This window comes from Micromonospora sp. CA-240977, assembly GCF_050942285.1.
Lineage (GTDB): Bacteria > Actinomycetota > Actinomycetes > Mycobacteriales > Micromonosporaceae > Micromonospora.
Map to the genome: position 1 here is coordinate 1,016,463 of NZ_CP192055.1, position 16,934 is coordinate 1,033,396.

Here is a 16,934-nt window from a genome sequence, read left to right on the forward strand (position 1 = left end):
ACGGGTGTCGACGGTCATTGGTGGACCTTGCGCCGGGCCGCGCTGGCCAGCAGAGAGATGCCAGCGATGAGGGTGACCAGACGGATGAGGAAGATCATTCCTCCCACGGCCGCGGCCAGCGCGCCCATGGCGATGATGCCGTACGGGAGCCAGTCGGTCTCCGGAATGACGCGCGCCGACCCGGGGTCCTGCGGCAGGTAGGAGACCGTGGCGGTGGAACCCACCGCCGGCCGTTTGCTGCTCTGCTCCGGCTCGGTGAACTCCACCCGCCGGTTGTCCGACGCGGTGAAGGTCAGGACCCGCGAGTACATCGTGCGGCCGTCGCTGTCCCGGGAGTTCGTGATCCCCGTGACGGTGGCGGTCGCCGACGTTCCACCCGGGTAGGGCTGATGCTGGCCATGCCACCACCAGCCGAGACCGACGAACAGGAGGCCGACTGCCAGCACCACGAGGGATCCGACGATGCCGGGGCGCCTGCGTCCCCAGGGAACGTCGATTCCGACGAGCCCGTCGGTGACCAGCGCCGCGCCGGCGGCGGTGCGCGCTCCCCGGCCGGTCAGAACGGTGGCGAGGGTCCTCAGGATCTGGATGGGCATGTCGGCCGTCCTCCGGTCATCAAGGCGCATGAAACGTGGTCACCGCTCCCACGTGGCGCGAACGGCTTCCGGTTCGACCGGCCGTCCTCAAGTGACCCGGATCTCGTTCCCGTCGGAGGCGACGCGACCGGGCTTCCGGCCAGCGGGTGAGAAGGGCCGACGATCCGTTGATCCGCGTCACACCGCCGTCGGACGGCACGCTCACGGCCGGCTGTTACCGCTGGTCCCAGGCCCGACAGGGGGATGCCCACCGGGACGGGTGCGATGGCGTCCCGCATAACCTTCGGGTCATGAGCGAGTCGGCGATGGCCCGACGGCGGAGCTTCGCCGTCATGCTGGCGGTGGAGCTGTTGCTGATCGGGCTCGGCATCGGCACGGTACGGGGGATCGAGGGCGCCGGCCCGGGACACCCCCCGCAGAGACCGCTCGCCAGCCTGCTCGGCCCCGACTTCGTGGACATCAGTTCCGTACGCTCCGGCGCCGCCCAGTCCGCGGCGCGACCCCCGGCGGGCGCCGGCAGTTACACCTGGGACTGTGGCCGCAACGAGACCGGTCACCGCAACACCGCCAACATCGTGACGGCGCCCGGCTACCCGGGGCAGGCGCACCACGTGCACGACTACGTGGGCAACGTCTCCACCGCTGTCGGCTCGACCCCCCGGAGTCTCGCCACCGCCCCGACCACCTGTCGCAACGGCGACCGCTCCACCTACTTCTGGCCGGTGCTGCGGACCGTACCGGCCGGGGAGGGCGGCGCCGGGCACCCGGGGCACGACGGCGAGATCCAGGTGCCGGCCGCCGTCACCCTCACGTTCCTGGGCAACCCGCGCGGACAGGTGGTGCCCATGCCGGTAGGGCTCGCGGGGACCGTGGGAGACGCAGCGGCCGTCACGAGCGGCGGCGCCCGCGCGGCGGCGACGTGGACCTGTTCCAGCACACCGGATCGCCGGACCACCGCCTACCCCGCCTGCCCCGTCGGGGACCGTGTGCTGCGGATCTTTGACTTCCCCAGCTGCTGGGACGGCCGGCGGCTCGACAGCCCGACCCACGACGCGCACCTCCTCGCTCCCAACCAGGACGGCGCCTGCCCCCACAACACGTTCCCGGTGCCGCGGCTGCGGATGACGCTCGCGTACGACCTCTCGCCCGGCGTCCGGTTCCAGATCGACGCGTTCGACGGCCAGCACAACAGCCCCCTCACCGATCACGCGTTCTTCCTCAACCTCATGCCGGAGACGGTGACGGCCACGGTGGTGGCCTGTCTCAACGCCGGCCAGACCTGCCACGACGGCTGAGGGCCGCGACGGACCGCGGGGACCGCCACTGCCGCAACCGGGTCAGTCCGGGCGGCCGACCTCGAACCGGCCGGCGGAGGACGTGACAGTCACAGTGACCGTCTTCGGCTCACCGGCGATCCGCACCGAGCAGGAGAACCGGCTGTTCACCTGGACCGGTGGCGCGACCGGACAGGCGACCTCGTCCGCGTCGAGCTGGTAGTTCTCGCGCAGCACGGTCAGCACCCCGCGCTGGAGCCCCGCCGTGTCGAAGACCCTGCGGTTGAGGAAGCCGGGCCAGAGCAGGCCGAGCACCAACACGACAGCGACCGCGAGCACGACCGGCCCACCGATCGCTGCCACGAGCTTCGGGGAGACGCCGCGTCTCGGCGCGCGGCCGGTCTCCGAACCCGGGGCGGCCGGGCCGAACTGCGGCGGCGGCGCAGGGGCCCAGCGGGGAGCCGCGGCCGGCGGCGTGGCGGAGGCGTCGAGGCTTCCGTACGGGTTGGTCATCGTCGTTGCTCCGGGTCCTCAGCGAGCCGCGGCGGTCGGCACGGCGACCACCTCGGGCAGCGGCTTCGTCCTGCCGCCGGTCGGGTTGATCGCGAACCAGGTGCCGCCGACCCCCTGGCCCTTGATGTCACCTCGGGCCTTGTCCCCGGCGAACCGGTAGACCGGCCAGCCGCCGATGGTCACCTGGCAGGTGCCGTCGGCGCGCTCCACGTAGCCGACGAGCTGCGGGTTGATGCCGCTCGGGTAGATCTGGCCAGGCGAGTGGATCAGCAGCGGCGGCCAGGTCTTCGCGCAGTCGCCGTTGCAGGTGGACCTCGGCGGCTTGGCGCTGTCCTTGTCGAACCGGTAGAGCGTCCGGCCCTGCCCGTCGGCGACGTACGTGCCGATGTCGGCGGAGGCGGTGCCGTTCAGCTGCACGATGGTGCTGCCGCGCCCCTGGTCGGGTGGGGGCGAGAGCGGGCCGGCGGCCGGACCACTGTAGATCTGCACGCGACGCTGGGTCTTGGCCACGGTGGGCGTGGCCACCGGCGTCGCCGGCGCCTCGACCACCTCGGGCGTCTGGCCCGGGCTCGGAGCCACGGAGACGGCAGGGCTGGGCGCCGCGGTCGTGGGAGCGGCGGGCGTCGCGGCGCCGGGCGCCTTGTCGCCGCACGCGGCCAGGGCCGCCACGCTGGTCAGTGCGATCGCGGTACGCGCGATCCGGCTGGTCAACAACATCAGTGCTCCACCTCGTGCTCGGTGCGACCGTGCCCGTACGCCCGGTCGGCACCCACACGGCCGGACGCGCGATGTGGTTCACCGCGAGGACGGGAAGCTTCCCCGCCCCGAACCGGAACATCCCACTGAACCGTTCCGGAGCGCCATCCGTGTGGATGGCGGCAACGGCGGAAGGCGGTTCACACGATGACCGCCGCGCCGCCGGAAAGACCCACGAAACGAGGGAGCGGGAACGTGGCCACTTACCACATCGTCAGCGAGGACATCCAGGAGTCGGCGAGCTGGCTGCAGCAGAACATGCAGACGCTGCTGGACGGGATGACCCAGGCCAAGAGCAAGATCGACACCCTGATCCAGGGTGGCTACAACACCCCGGGCGCTCAGCAGCAGTTCGGCCCGTACTTCGAGGAGTACAAGGGCAGCGTGGACCAGACCCTGCACGGCATGGAGGGCATCAGCCAGTACCTCACGCAGGTCAGCGACGCCTTCTCCGATACCGACAGCCAGACCGCCAGCAGCCTCGGCCGCTGACGAACGAACGGCCCGGGGGCCGCGTGGTGAGCAGATCACCACGCGGCCCTGACCGTTTGCTTCCGACGGACCACCCGACCAGGAGAAACCCGTGCGCCTGCTGCTCACCGTTGCGGATCCCTCCACCGCAGTCACCGACTACCAGGTGGAGGCGGACCTCGACACCACAGTCGGGGAACTCGCCGCGGCGCTGGCCGCCCGCCGTCCGTCCGCGGCGGACACGCCGCCGACGATCTTCGTCGCCGGCGCGCCCCTGGATCCGCGGCTGACCCTCGCCGAGGCCCCGGTACGCCAGGGCACGCTTCTCGGCCTGGACCGCCCGGCGCCCGAGGCGCCCGCACCACCGCCAGGCCTGATCGAGGTACGGGTGGTCAGCGGCACGGACGCCGGCGACGTCCACCAGCTCGACATCGGCGAGCACACGATCGGGGCCGCCAGCACCAGCCGGGTCCGCCTCTCCGACCCGGCGCTCGCCGCCGTGACGGCGCGGGTGCGGATCACCCCGGACGGCGAGTGCCGGCTACGCCCGCTCCAGCCGGGGCTGCTGCTCGACCGCGTCGAGATCTCCGCTGAGCAGGTGTGGCCGCCCGGCGGGCAGCTCGCCGTCGGTTCCTCCCTGCTGGAACTGCGCCACCCGTTCCGTGCGGAGGCGGCGCTGCAGGTGTCCGAGGACCGGACCGGCCTGGACTACAACCGCCCGCCGCGGCTGCTTCCCGCCGCCCGGGCCACCCGGTTCGCGCTCCCGGCGCGCCCGTCGCCACCCGAGCGGCGGCCGATCACGCTGATCACCGTGCTGGCGCCGCTGCTGGTCTCCGGGGGCATGTACCTCGCCACTCGGAACCCGCTGACCCTGCTCTTCGCCGTCCTGTCGCCGGTGGCGCTGATCGTGAACCAGATCGCCGCCCGGCGGCAGGGACGGGCCAGCCACCGCGTGCGGATGGCGGAGTACGAGGCCAAGAAGGAGCGGATCGCCGCCGAGGCGCAGGAGGCGCTGACCGCCGAGCGGTTGGCCCGCCGGGACAGCCATCCCGATCCCGCGGCGGTGCGGTTGATGGCGGTCGGACCGCAGCGTCGGCTCTGGGAGCGGCGCCGCACCGACCCCGACTTCCTGGAACTGCGCACGGGCACCGCGGACCTCCCCTCGGAGGTGGTGCTCACCGACCCGAGCCAGGACGAGCACCGGCGGGAGGTCCGGTGGAGCGCGCTCGACGTGCCGGCCGTCGTGCCGGTCCGCAAGCACGGCGTCGTCGGTGTCGCCGGTGGCCCCGTGGCCCGTACCACCGCCCGCTGGATGGTGGCGCAGGCGGCCACCCTGCACAGCCCCGAGGACCTGCAGATCTACCTGCTCGCCGGCGCGGCCGACGAGGAGGGCTGGTCGTGGACCCGCTGGCTGCCGCACGCGGCACCGCGCGACGGCCAGGACACCCTCGCCACCGTCGGCGCCGACACCCAGACGCTGGGCCGTCGCGTGGCCGAACTGGTCGCCGTCATCTCGGCCCGCTCCGCGCAACGGCAGGACGGCGCGTTCCGCGACATCCTCGTGGTGCTCGACGGGGCGCGCCGGCTGCGGTCCCTGCCGGGGGTGACGCAGATCCTGCGGGAGGGGCCGTCGGTCGGCGTCTACGCGCTCTGCGTGGACGCCGAGGAGCGGCTGCTGCCGGAGGAGTGCCAGGCCGTCGTCGCGCAGCAGACCGACGGGACGCTGCTGGTCACCAGGACGCTGACCGAGCCGATCGCCGGCGTCCACGCGGACCTGGTCCCGTCGGCCTGGCTGCGGACGGTGGCCCGGGCGTTGGCGCCGCTGCGGGACACCGGCGGCACGGACGAGGGTGGTGCGCTGCCCGACGCGAGCCGACTGCTCGACGTACTCGGCATGGAGCCGCCGGAGCCGGACGCCGTGGCGGCGCGCTGGACCACCGGGGGTCGCACCACCGAGGCGGTGCTCGGCGTCTCCCTGGACGGGCCGTTCGCCCTGGACCTCAAGCGGGACGGGCCGCACGCCCTGGTGGCCGGCACCACCGGCTCGGGCAAGTCGGAGCTGTTGCAGACCCTTGTCGCCTCGCTCGCCGTGGCCAACCGGCCGGACGCCATGACGTTCGTGCTTGTCGACTACAAGGGCGGCAGCGCGTTCAAGGACTGCGTCCTGCTGCCGCACACCGTCGGCATGGTGACCGACCTGGACACCCACCTGGTGAGCCGGGCCCTCACCTCGCTCTCGGCCGAGCTGCGGCGCCGGGAGCACATCCTCGCCGAGGCGGGGGCCAAGGACATCGACGACTACGTCGACCTGCTGCGCCGCGAGCCGACCCGGACGTCGATGCCCCGGCTGCTCATCGTGATCGACGAGTTCGCCTCGATGATCCGGGACCTGCCCGACTTCGTGGCCGGTCTGGTCAACATCGCGCAGCGCGGCCGGTCCCTCGGCATCCACCTGGTGCTCGCGACCCAGCGTCCGGGTGGTGTGGTCTCGCCGGAGATCCGCGCCAACACCAACCTGCGGATCGCGCTGCGGGTGACCGACAGCAGCGAGAGCCAGGACGTGTTGAACGCGCCGGACGCCGCCTCGATCTCCAAGTCCACCCCCGGGCGGGCGTACGTGCGCCTCGCCCAGTCGTCGCTGGTGCCGTTCCAGGCGGGCCGGGTGGGCGGGTTCCGTCCGGGCGCCCGGACCACCACCCGGCGGGCCCCGTGGCTGGCGCCGCTCTCCTGGCCCGACCTCGGCCGTCCGGCGCCGACCCGCCCCGGTGGCGGCAGCGTGGAGCCCGCCGCAGAGCTGACCGACCTCGCCGTGCTGGTGGAGGCGATCCGGGGCGCCAACGAGCAGCTCGCCATCGCGCCGCAGCACAGCCCGTGGCTGCCGGCGTTGCCGACCACCCTGACTGTCGACGCGCTGCCCGCCGCTCGGGGCAGCGGCTACCTGCCGGCCGTCGCGTACGGGCTTGTCGACCTGCCGGCCCAGCAGGAGCAGACACCGCTGGAGCTGGACCTGGCGACGCTGGGGCACCTGCACGTCATCGGTTCCTCGCGCAGCGGCCGGTCGCAGACGCTGCGGACGATCGCCGGCACGCTGGCCCGCGCCCACTCCACGGCCGACGTCCACCTCTACGGCGTCGACTGCGGCAACGGCGCCCTGCTGGCACTCAACGACCTGCCGCACTGCGGCGCGGTGGTGCAGCGGACGGAGGCCGAACGGCTCGGCCGGCTTTTCGGCCGTCTCCTCGCCGAGCTGGGACGGCGGCAGCAGCTGCTCGCGTCGAGCGGCTCGGCGAGCCTCGTGGAGTACCGGTCCCACGCGGCCACCCAGGACCGCCCGCCGCACATCCTCGTGCTGCTGGACCGGTTCGAGGTCTTCGACAAGACCTTCGCCGACTACGACAACGGCACGGTGATGGCCGCGCTGCTCACCCTGCTGCGCGAGGGTGCCGGGGCCGGGATCCACGTGGTGCTGGCCGGCGACCGGAGCATGTTCTCCACCCGGATCTCGTCGACCACCGACGACAAGCTGGTGTTGCGGCTCAGCGAGCGCAGCGACTACAGCATGGTCGGGATCAACTACCGGCAGCTGCCCGAGGAGATCGAGTCGGGCCGGGCCATCCGGGCGGCCGACAGCGCGGAGGCGCAGATCGCGCTCCTCGCCGAGGACAGCTCCGGTCAGGGGCAGGCCCGGGCGCTCGCGGAGATCGGTGCGGCGGCCCGGTCGCGGGACGAGGCCCTGCCCCGCGCCGCCCGCCCGTTCCGGATCGACGTCCTGCCGGACGAGCTGACGCTGGCGGAGTCGCACGCCCTGGCCCGACCATCCGGTCCGCTGTGGACGCTGCTCGGCGTCGGCGGCGACGAGCTCACCGGTATCGGGCCTGACCTGGCGGAGATTCCCACCTTCGTCCTCGGCGGGCCGCCGCGTTCCGGCCGGAGCACGGCGCTGCTGGCGATGGTGACGGGCCTGCTCGCGCACGGGACGCCCGTGGTGATCGGCGCGCCGCGCCGGTCGCCGCTGCGGGAACTGGCCGGCGTGCCCGGCGTGCTCGACGTCGTGGCGGGCGAGGACTTCACCTCGGCGCGGCTCGCCGCGGCCCTCGACGGGCGCGACGGCCCGGTCGTGGTCGTCCTGGACGACGCGGAGCAGCTGCTCAAGTGCGACGCCGGCAGCGACTTCGGCGAGATCGCGCGGACCGGGGCGGAGACCGGTCGTGGCCTGGTCATGGCGGGCACGATCGACGGCCTCTCCGGAGGCTTCGGGGGCTGGCACGTCGACGCCCGGCGCAACCGGCAGGGCGCGCTGCTCAGCCCCCAGGGACTCGGCGACGGTGAGCTGATCGGCGCCAAGCTCTCCCGGGGGCAACTGGCCGGCGGCCGGCCCGGCCGGGCGCTGGCCCACTTCGGCGACGGCCGACTGCACCTCGTGCAGGTGCCCCGCGCCGATCTCGCCGCACTGCGGGCGGTGCTCCGCCCCGAGCCGCCCTCGGCGACCGCCCCGCGGGGAGCGTGACGGCGGGCGCCGTGAGCCGGGCGTCGAAAGCGGTGAGTCGGGTGTGGAAAACACGTCAGGGGGACACCTTCCGGTGTCCCCCTGACGTGCGTCGGCGACTCACCCCATGGTCGCCGACTCCCCCACGGAAGCCTGCGGCGTCGCGAGCGCCGGGCCTCCGTCCCCCCAGGTGAATGTCAAGGTTCCGGTGATCTTGGCGAACAACTCGAACAGTTCCTCCGCCTCGGCGAGGTTCGGGCTCGACCCGGTGACCACCACGACGTTCGAGGAGCCCGGCAGCGGTACGACAGTGTGCATGACGGCGCAGCGCATCGTCGCGCCGTCCTGGGTCACGTTCTGGATGCCGTGCACCCGGCCGACCGTGCCGATCCCGGAGATCTGCGCCGTGCTCACCCGACGCCAGGTGCCGTCCGCCCGACCGGACTGCCCGACCGCGGTGAGCGCCCCGATGATGTCGCCCGTCGCGGGCGGGGTGACCACCGAGACCAGCACCGTCGCGGTGAGCGGGCCGTCCTCGTACAGCTGGAAGACGCCGGCGGCGTGCACCGCGCCGGCGCGGCGGGCCTCGCGCACCGACCGGCGAAGCTGCTCGGCGTACTGACCGGCGTACTCCTCGGGAAGGCCGCCCTCGCGGGCGCGGGTCCACACCTCCTGCGCCATCCGGTTCTCGCTCGCCTCGTCGGCGACCGAGTAGTCCACCCAGTCCTCCGGCGTGCGCAGCAGGAAGCCGGTCGGGGTCGAGGCTGTCGCGCCTGTCACTTCTTCCCTCCGTCGTCCGGGTTGGTGAGGGCGTTGACGGTCTGCTCGTCCGTCTCCCGGAACGCGTCGGCGACCGCCTTCGCGGCGTCGCGTACCCCTTCGAGGTCCTTCGCCACGACGTGGCGACCGTCACCCCACCGCTTCTCGAACTCGTGGGCAGCCTTCTGCAGGTCACGCTGGCCGAGCGTGTCGACGACGTGCCCCATGGACTTGATCGGGGCACTGTCCATCAGATCCTTGGTGCGCTGCAGCAGGTCGTGCGCCCGCTCCAGTTCCGCACCCGGTACGTCGATCACGCTCATGCCGGCACCGCCGCGCCGAGCCTGCCGGTTCGCTCGCTCATCTCCGGTTCCCTCCGGGGCCGTCACAGCAACTCCGCGCCGTACACGGACGCCGTGCCGTTGCGGTTCAGCGTGAACCGATTCTCGATCGCCTACGTGTGCGAGTCGGCTCCCGGCACCCGGCGTGGTTGTGGGGGGACCAGATGGCGCGATAGGGGAGGTTGGTCATGGCGCGTCCGGGGGACGCCGAGTGGTCGGTGTTGGAACTGGACTCCGACCCGGTGCCAGGGGATCCGGAGTCCTTCGAGGAGATCACGCGGGCCTACCAGGAGTTGGCGAGGACCACCCAGGAGGCGCACGATCTGCTCGCCACCGGCGGTCAGATCGACGTCGGGCAGGGCAAGGCGATGGAGGCCTTCAAGGACCTGATCGGCAAGCTGCCGCCCCGGCTGGACACGATGGCCCACTCGTACGCCACTGCGGCCGACGCGTACCTGCGCTACCTGCCCTCCCTGGAGGAGGCGCAGACCATGTCACTGCGCGCGCTGGACCAGGCCCGGCAGGCCTCCGGCGACCAGGGGGCAGCGCAGGCGGCCATGTCGTCGGCGCAGGCGGCGCTCACCGCGCTCAGCGGTGACGCGGCGGCCGCCAAGACCGCGAAGGACAAGGCCGACGACGACGTCACCGCCGCCCAGCGCCGCGCGGACGATGCCCGGCAGGCGCTCGACCAGGCCAAGTCGCTGCTCGGGCAGGCGACCGCGCTGCGTGACCAGGCCGCCCGATCCGCCGCCGAGACGCTACGGCAGCTCGCGAAGGACGCTCCTCAGCGCTCGCTCTGGGAGAAGATCGCCGAGGCGTTCCACGCGTTCATCGAGTTCTTGCGGAGCACGGTGATCCAGTGGATCACCCTGGTGCTGGACGCGCTCTCGGTGATCGCGTCGTTCATCTTCCCGCCACTCGGTGAAGCCATCGGTCTGCTCTCCGGCGCGATCGACCTCGCCGGAGCGGTGCTCGGCGGAGACCCGGCCGAGATCGGGATGGCCGCCGGCGGCATGGCCCTGGGCCTCATCCCCGGCGGTCGGATCGCCGCGCGGCTGATGAAGTTCGCGGCGAAGGGCGCGCCCGGGCTGGTCAAGGGCGGCGTCGAGGGCGCCACCCGGGGCCTGGAGGGCGGCGGCGGGAAGACGATCGGGGGCGGGCTGGCCGGTAAGGGTGCCGGCGCCAACCGGCCACCCGTGCCGAAGGACACGTCGCTGTCGATCGACGTACGCAAGTGCGTCACCGACCCGGTCGACGTGGCCACCGGCGAAATGGTCCTCGCCCAGATCGACCTGGAGCTGCCCGATCGCCGACAGCCGGTGCTGGAGCGGACCCACCTGTCCACCTACCGCGCGGGCGGCTGGTTCGGCCCGTCCTGGGCCTCGACGCTCGACCAGCGGTTGGAGTTCGACGGACAGGGGGTCTGCTACTTCGGCCCGGACGGCATGATCCTCGTCTACCCGCCGGCACCGGCCGGCGCGACGGTCCTGCCCGAGGAGGGACCGCGCTGGCCGCTCACGGTCCGCGGTGACGGCACGGCCGTCGTGACCGACCCGGTGGCCGGCCGGAGCGTCCTCTTCCTGCTCTCCGGGGCGGTCGGCCGGCTCGCGGTGGTCGCCGAGGGCGACGGTGGCCAGCTGGAGGTGGCGCGGGACGACCGCCACGCGCCGGTCGCGCTGCGGACCGGGGACGGGCAGTTGATCGCGGTGACCACCTCCGACAACCGGGTCACCGCCCTGCACCGGACCGATTCGGCGGGACGGCGTACCACCCTGGTCGCCGGCTACCGCTACGACGAACAGGGCCGGCTCGTGGAGGTGGACAACGCGTCCGGTCGGCCGATGCGGTTCACCTACGACGACGCCGGCCGAGTCACCGGTTGGCGCGACCGCAACGGGGTGGACTACCGGTACGGGTACGACGCCGACGGCCGCTGCGTGCACACCGAGGGCGCGGACGGATTCCTCAACGGCGCCCTGGCGTACGACGTCGAGAACCGGACCACCACGTACACCGACTCCCTGGGCAACGTCACCGTCTACCGGTTCGACGACGCCCACCACCCGGTCAGCGAGACCGATCCGCTGGGCAACACGACCCGGTTCGAGTGGGGCCGGTTCAACCAGCTGCTGACACGGACCGATCCGCTGGGCCGGACCACCCGCTACGGGTACGACGCCGACGGCCGCCTGCACACTGTCGTCCGGCCGGACGGCACCGAGGCGCGGGTGACGGCCAGTGGCGTTGTCCTGACCGTCGACGTACGAGCCGGGGACCGGACGATGCGCCGCACCTACGACCCCGCCCCGGACCCCACGGTCAGCCAGCTCGGGGTGGCCGAGCCGTTCGACTACGACCGGCTGCGGGCGGACGACCCGGTGCGGGACGCGAGCCTCGCCGGCAGCCGGACGCGCCGGACCGGCCCGTTCGGCAGTACGGAACGGGTGCGCTACGACGACGAAGGCAACCCGGTCGAGCGGGTCGACGCCGCGGGCCACCGCATCCGCACCGAGTACGGGCCCTTCGACCTCGTGCTGGCCACTGTGGACGCCACCGGCGCCCGGACCAGCTACGAGTACGACACCGAGCTGCGGCTCACCGCCGTCACCGACCCGCGCGGGCTGGTCTGGCGCTACACCTACGACCCCGCTGGTCGGCTGGTCGAGGAGACCGACTTCAACGGCCGGGTCCGGCGGTACGCCTACGACGCGGCGGGCCAGCTGATCGGCTCCACGAACGGACTCGGCGAGACCACCGGGTACGTTCACGACCCGCTCGGCAACGTGGTGGAGCGGCGGACCGAGTCCGGCGCCACCCGGTACCGCTACGACGTGCTGGGCCGGCTGGTGGCTGCCGAGAACGCCGATGCCCGGCTGCTGATCGAGCGCGACGAGCGGGGTCGGGTGGTGGCGCACACCACGAACGGCCGTACCCTCGCCTTCCGCTACGACGACAACACCGGGGCCCGGCACCGCCGGACGCCGGCCGGGGCGGAGAGCGTCTGGGCGTACGACCCGTTCGGCAACCTGGAGTCGCTCGTCACCGCGGGGCACACGCTCGGCTTCCGGCACGACTGGCGGGGGCGGGAGCTGCGACGCAGCATCGACGGCCGGCCGGTGCTCGAGCAGATCTTCGACACCGACCGGCAGTTGGCCGCACAGGTGCTGCCCGGCCTGCGGCAGCGCCGGTTCGACTACCGGGCCGACGGCCTGCTCGCCGGCATCGACGACGACGTGACCGGCCGGGTCGACTTCGCGCTGGACCCGGCCGGCCGGGTGGTCGAGGTCCGTGGCGCCGGCCGGGCCGAGGACTACCGGTACGACGCGACAGGCAGTCTGGTGTCGGCCCACGTGTCCGGCCTGCCGTACGGCGGAGAGCTGCGCTACGACGGCAACCTGGTCACCGAGGCGGGCGGGGTCCGTTACCGGTACGACGCGCAGGGTCGGATGGTGCGCCGGACGCTGGCCGACCCGTCCGGCGGGGACCGCGCGTGGCACTTCGAGTGGGACGCCCACGACCGGCTGGTCGGGGTGTTGACGCCGGAGGGTGATCGTTGGCGGTACCGCTACGACCCGTTGGGCCGCCGGATCGTCAAGCAGCGGTACACCGCCGCCGGCGACGCGACCCCGGTCGAGCAGGTGGAATTCGTCTGGGACGGATCCCTGCTGGTCGAGCAGGCGCACACCGACGAGCACGGCCGCACCCGGGTGACCACCTGGGAGTACCACCCGGACGAGCAGCGTCCGGTGGCCCAGACCGTCCGCGACGACAGTGACCAGGTCGAGGAGCGCTTCTACGCGATCGTCACCGACCTGGTCGGCACACCCACCGACCTCGTCGACGCCGACGGCGCGCTGGTGTGGCGCAACGAGGCGAGCCTGTGGGGCGCCGTCCCGGGTGGCGACGACCAGGGCGTCATCCCGCTGCGCTTCCCCGGCCAGTACCTGGACGAGGAGTCCGGCCTGCACTACAACGTCTACCGCTACTACGACCCGATCAGCGGCCGGTACGTCAGCCAGGACCCGCTCGGCCTCGCGCCGGCACCGGATCCGGCTGGCTACGTACCCAACCCGTACGCCGCGGCCGACCCGCTCGGCCTGGCCTGCACCGCCGGCTCGTCGGGCAAGGCCCCGGCCTCTCCGGGCGGTGGCACCGATGTGCGGAGCCTGCCCGACACGGCCGGTTCGTCGAAGGGGGGCAGCGGCAAGCGCCCGGACGACCTGGGGGCCGACGACGCCGACCTCGGCGACATCGGTCAGCAGGACATTGCCCCCACTGTCGACCAGTACGGAATCCCGCGGAATCCCAACCCGCCCGCGCCCAAGTACGTGTATCACGGTTCGACGATCGGGCCCGACGTCATCTTCAAGGGCGGATTGAAGTCCAACGCCACGCTCGACGGCACGACACCGCACTACGACCTGGGGAAGCATCAGCACAACCCCGAGGGGAGCGGCTTCGTTTCCACCACCGGCAACCTTGACGTGGCGCTGTCCTTCATCCGCCCCCCGGCGGACCCCAAGCTCGGGCTTCTCGGCAAGAAGGGCCAGGACGGGGTGCTCTACCACGAGCGACATGGGTGGCTCTACACCATCGACGGGAGGAAGGACCCGATGCTCCACGCGCCGACGCAGAACCCGCACATCGAAAACATGAAATACCAGGATGAATGGTCGGCTTACAACAACATCCCACCGGATCGGATCATCTCGGCCACCCGCATCGACGGCCACTACAACACGTCGGCCCTGCCGGTGAAGGACCCTACCGATCCGAACAAGCTGGTGAAGGGTGTGAAGATCCAGGTCCCGCAGGATCCGAAGTTCGGCCCGTTCCTGAAGGAGGACGTGCTGAACCCCCAGTACAAGCCGTGAAGGTGTGACGCGGATGAAGGCTGACGACAACAGGCCGCCGGGGGACGAGACCGCACCGACGGGGCGGGCCCCCGGCGGCGGGCACCGGCAGAGCGAGCAGGACCAGGGCGAGGAGATGACATCAATGGTGACGACGCCGCCACCGCCGACGGTGACCGACGACCTGCGCCGACGGGCGAAGCAGGCCCCGGACAGTTGGATCTACGCGGTCGATCCGGCGTTCGAGGGTGCCGCGGACGTGCCCGGCTGGGCGGTCGTCGGCGCGTTCCGGGTGGACGAGCAGGGCGAGATCAGCGACGAGTTCCAGCGGAACCCGAACTACCAGCCGAGCCCTGTCGCACTCGGGTTCCCCACTCCCGCGAACGAGGTGGAGAACGCCCTGCAGTTGGCGGTCACCGGCCTGGGCGGCGACGACCAGGTCCGCGACGCGCTGCGCGCGGCGACGGTCTTCGTGCCGCACGTGCCCGGGGTCGGCATCGCCGACCTGGACGCGGGTCTCGACCGGCCGGTGGTGCACGCGTTCACCTCGGACCGGTACCTGCCCGCTCCGATGGACTGGCAGTACTGGGAGCGGCGGCCGATCCCGGAACTTGTCGCGGCCATGGGCGACCGGTATCTGGTGCTCAACCCGGGCAGCGAGCTGGAGCTGCGGCTTCCCGCGGCCGACCTCGCCTGACGGGAGGGCCTGCCCTGGCGCATGTCGCGGTGAACCCGATCGGCCCCGGCTACGTGTTCGGGTGGAGCCGCGCTGCATCGCCGGCCCACCCGTACGGGTCACGACAACGCTCTGAGTGAGGTAGTTGATGCGCAGGCTGCTCCGTGCCGCCTTACGGCGCCCGTCCCGGCCGGGCCGGATGCTCGCCGCCGCCGTACTCGTGGTTCTGCTGCTGCCGCTGACGCCGGGCGCGGCCGGAGCCGTGGAGCCGGCGGTGCCGTACTGGGTGGTCCCCGGCGAGCCGGGCACTCCCAGCGATCTGACCCTGCCCGGCGTGGCCGAACGCGTCCTCGGCGACAGTCACCGCTGGCCGGAGCTCTACAAGCTCAACAAGGACCGAGTGCAGCCGGACGGGTTGGTGCTGACCGAGCCCGCGCAGGAGATCAGGGCGGGCTGGGTCTTCGTCCTCCCCGAGGGCGCGGCCTCCGGTGAGATCCAGATCGGCGCCCCGCCGACGGCCGCACCGCCGGCCAACCAGCGGCCGGACCCGCCGCCCGGTGACCAGCAACCGGCTCCGCCGTCGGCCGGTCAGCAGGCGAGCGCCCCGGTGGCCGGTCAGCCGGGGCCGGCGGCTCAGCCGACCGCGACGGAGGACCGTGGCGCGTCCCGGATCCTCGGCCTGCACCCGGCGGCGGCCGCGCTGCTCGGTGTGGGCGTACTGCTGGTGCTGGCCGCCGCCGCGCTGGTGCCGTTCCTGCTGCGCCGGCGTCGTCCGGCCACCGTGGCGCCGCCGTCGGCGCCGCCCGGCTCCCGGGCGGTCCTGGACCGCGCGTTGCGGCAGCTGGCCACCCAGTCCAACCACGCCCAGGTGTACGCGGCACTGATCGGTCCCGACCGGGTCGCGTTGCGACTGGCGCCCGCGCTGCCGGAGGCCCCGCCCCCGTGGCAGGCCCGGCAGCGGGGCGCCATCTGGGAGGCGCCGAGCTGGCAGCTCGACCAGGGCGGCGACGAGCGGTCCGGTCTGCCGCTGCTCGCCACCGTGGGCACTGTCGGCGGCGAGCTGGCCGTCGTCAACCTGGGGCGTGCGCCGGGGATCGTGGCGCTCAGCGGGGACCGGACGACAGCGCTGCGCTTCGCGGGCGCCTTCCTCGACGACCTCAGTCGCGACCCGGCCGCGGCGACCGTGGCGATCACCGTCGTCGGCCCGCCACCGGCGCCCTGGGCTGTTCCCGGGCGGATCCGCGTCACCCTCGACGTGGCGGACGCGGTGCCGCCGGCCGGCGGCTCGGCGGACGCTTCCCCGTCGGGCGGACTGCGCGACCACCTCGTGCTGGTCACCGCCGCGATCCCGCCAGCCGAGTTGGAACGGCTGGGTGCGCTGGCGGCGGTCTCGGGCAACTCGGCTGCCGTGCTGGTCGTCGGCGATCCGCCGAATGCGGCCTGGCGCTTCGAGGCCGGCTCCGACGGCTCCCTCGACGTGGGGGTGCTCGGGCTCGACCTCGACCGCCCCGGCCCACGCGGCGGCGTCACCTCGGTCTCCCGGGACTGAGGCCGTGTCTCCTGTCTCCGACTGTCCAAGGAGTGGTTTGGCGATGAAGGTACTCATCCCTCGTCCGCTGGTCGGCTCCGTGGCGCTCGCCGTGGCGCTGCTGGTGACCGGGTGCACGACCACGGTGACCGATCCGGTCGCCGTGCCGCGGCCCGACAGCGGGACGGTCCAGCAGCCGAACCCGGAAGCGGCGCAGGGCGACCTCGGGCGGCGTAGCTCCGACGGCGGCTACTGGCCGGCGTCGCTGCAGCTCGGCGACAACCCGGAGCTGGGACCTGTGGTGCTCGACGGGCAGGGCTTCACCCTCTACCGGTTCGACCGCGACAGCTCCGCGCCGTCGCGGTCGACCTGCACCGAGGGCTGTCTCCTGCAGTGGCTGCCGGTGCTGGTCAGCGAGAAGATTAAGTTCGCCAACCTGGACCCCGCCAAGCTCGGGGCGGTGGCCCGGCCGGACGGCACCCAGCAGGTGACGGTGGGCGGCTGGCCGGTGTACCGCTTCGCCGCGGACCAGGTGCCCGGCCAGGTCTCCGGGCAGGGCGTCGACGGGGCATGGTTCGTGGTGGCACCGGACGGCAGCAAGGCGGCCGCGCCGGCGGGCCAAGATAGTTGACATCGCAAACAAGTGACGGAAGATACACATTCGTATGTGATCTTCCGCGC

The 16,934-nt window shown here is 72.8% G+C and carries 12 protein-coding genes; 7 read left to right on the forward strand and 5 right to left on the reverse strand.

Annotation, left to right across the window (positions count from 1 at the left end):
* Positions 1–14: 14 nt before the first annotated feature.
* The gene (locus ACQPWW_RS04885) at positions 15–596 is read right to left on the reverse strand and encodes a DUF3592 domain-containing protein (RefSeq protein ID WP_433129536.1); all 582 of its coding nucleotides are present in this window, start codon (positions 594–596) and stop codon (positions 15–17) included.
* A gap of 290 nt (positions 597–886) precedes the next feature.
* Here ACQPWW_RS04885 and ACQPWW_RS04890 point away from each other — a divergent pair, with 290 nt between their 5' ends.
* The gene (locus tag ACQPWW_RS04890) at positions 887–1,891 is read left to right on the forward strand and encodes a DUF1996 domain-containing protein (RefSeq protein ID WP_433129538.1); all 1,005 of its coding nucleotides are present in this window, start codon (positions 887–889) and stop codon (positions 1,889–1,891) included.
* 42 nt (positions 1,892–1,933) lie between these two features.
* Here the strand turns inward: ACQPWW_RS04890 and ACQPWW_RS04895 are convergent, their stop codons facing one another.
* Complete coding sequence (locus ACQPWW_RS04895) at positions 1,934–2,383, reverse strand: DUF4333 domain-containing protein (RefSeq protein WP_433129540.1); 450 nt, start codon at positions 2,381–2,383, stop codon at positions 1,934–1,936.
* Between the two features lie 18 nt (positions 2,384–2,401).
* Positions 2,402–3,100: a hypothetical protein gene (locus ACQPWW_RS04900; RefSeq protein ID WP_433129542.1), complete on the reverse strand. Its 699-nt coding sequence runs from the start codon at positions 3,098–3,100 to the stop codon at positions 2,402–2,404.
* A gap of 234 nt (positions 3,101–3,334) precedes the next feature.
* On the opposite strand from ACQPWW_RS04900, the gene ACQPWW_RS04905 reads away from it, so the two are divergent.
* Positions 3,335–3,631, forward strand: a complete 297-nt coding sequence (locus ACQPWW_RS04905; RefSeq protein WP_433129544.1) for a WXG100 family type VII secretion target — start codon at positions 3,335–3,337, stop codon at positions 3,629–3,631.
* A 91-nt stretch (positions 3,632–3,722) separates the two neighbouring features.
* Positions 3,723–8,117 carry an FtsK/SpoIIIE domain-containing protein gene (locus ACQPWW_RS04910; RefSeq protein ID WP_433129546.1) on the forward strand — a complete coding sequence of 1,465 codons (4,395 nt, stop codon included), beginning with the start codon at positions 3,723–3,725 and terminating at the stop codon, positions 8,115–8,117.
* Between the two features lie 99 nt (positions 8,118–8,216).
* Here the strand turns inward: ACQPWW_RS04910 and ACQPWW_RS04915 are convergent, their stop codons facing one another.
* Positions 8,217–8,876 carry a hypothetical protein gene (locus ACQPWW_RS04915; RefSeq protein WP_433129548.1) on the reverse strand — a complete coding sequence of 220 codons (660 nt, stop codon included), beginning with the start codon at positions 8,874–8,876 and terminating at the stop codon, positions 8,217–8,219.
* Complete coding sequence (locus ACQPWW_RS04920) at positions 8,873–9,178, reverse strand: hypothetical protein (RefSeq protein ID WP_433129550.1); 306 nt, start codon at positions 9,176–9,178, stop codon at positions 8,873–8,875. The genes ACQPWW_RS04915 and ACQPWW_RS04920 overlap by 4 nt, the downstream gene beginning before the upstream one ends.
* A gap of 206 nt (positions 9,179–9,384) precedes the next feature.
* On the opposite strand from ACQPWW_RS04920, the gene ACQPWW_RS04925 reads away from it, so the two are divergent.
* From ACQPWW_RS04925 to ACQPWW_RS04940, 4 genes are all read left to right on the forward strand, one after another.
* Complete coding sequence (locus ACQPWW_RS04925) at positions 9,385–14,070, forward strand: DUF6531 domain-containing protein (protein WP_433129552.1); 4,686 nt, start codon at positions 9,385–9,387, stop codon at positions 14,068–14,070.
* 13 nt (positions 14,071–14,083) lie between these two features.
* Positions 14,084–14,746 carry a type VII secretion system-associated protein gene (locus tag ACQPWW_RS04930; protein WP_433129554.1) on the forward strand — a complete coding sequence of 221 codons (663 nt, stop codon included), beginning with the start codon at positions 14,084–14,086 and terminating at the stop codon, positions 14,744–14,746.
* A gap of 127 nt (positions 14,747–14,873) precedes the next feature.
* Complete coding sequence (locus tag ACQPWW_RS04935; protein ID WP_433129556.1) at positions 14,874–16,274, forward strand: hypothetical protein; 1,401 nt, start codon at positions 14,874–14,876, stop codon at positions 16,272–16,274.
* Positions 16,275–16,317: 43 nt separating this feature from the next.
* Positions 16,318–16,884 (forward strand): hypothetical protein, encoded by a 567-nt coding sequence (locus tag ACQPWW_RS04940; RefSeq protein WP_433129558.1) that lies wholly within the window; start codon positions 16,318–16,320, stop codon positions 16,882–16,884.
* The last annotated feature ends 50 nt before the right edge of the window (positions 16,885–16,934 follow it).

Excerpts from the sequence above, each read along its gene's own strand:
- ACQPWW_RS04885 (WP_433129536.1), bottom strand. The coding sequence starts at position 596 with ATGCCCATCCAGATCCTGAGGACCCTCGCCACCGTTCTGACCGGCCGG.
- ACQPWW_RS04890 (WP_433129538.1), top strand. The coding sequence starts at position 887 with ATGAGCGAGTCGGCGATGGCCCGACGGCGGAGCTTCGCCGTCATGCTG.
- ACQPWW_RS04900 (WP_433129542.1), bottom strand. The coding sequence starts at position 3,100 with ATGTTGTTGACCAGCCGGATCGCGCGTACCGCGATCGCACTGACCAGC.
- ACQPWW_RS04930 (WP_433129554.1), top strand. The coding sequence starts at position 14,084 with ATGAAGGCTGACGACAACAGGCCGCCGGGGGACGAGACCGCACCGACG.
- ACQPWW_RS04925 (WP_433129552.1), top strand. The coding sequence starts at position 9,385 with ATGGCGCGTCCGGGGGACGCCGAGTGGTCGGTGTTGGAACTGGACTCC.
- ACQPWW_RS04940 (WP_433129558.1), top strand. The coding sequence starts at position 16,318 with ATGAAGGTACTCATCCCTCGTCCGCTGGTCGGCTCCGTGGCGCTCGCC.
- ACQPWW_RS04935 (WP_433129556.1), top strand. The coding sequence starts at position 14,874 with ATGCGCAGGCTGCTCCGTGCCGCCTTACGGCGCCCGTCCCGGCCGGGC.
- ACQPWW_RS04895 (WP_433129540.1), bottom strand. The coding sequence starts at position 2,383 with ATGACCAACCCGTACGGAAGCCTCGACGCCTCCGCCACGCCGCCGGCC.
- ACQPWW_RS04920 (WP_433129550.1), bottom strand. The coding sequence starts at position 9,178 with ATGAGCGTGATCGACGTACCGGGTGCGGAACTGGAGCGGGCGCACGAC.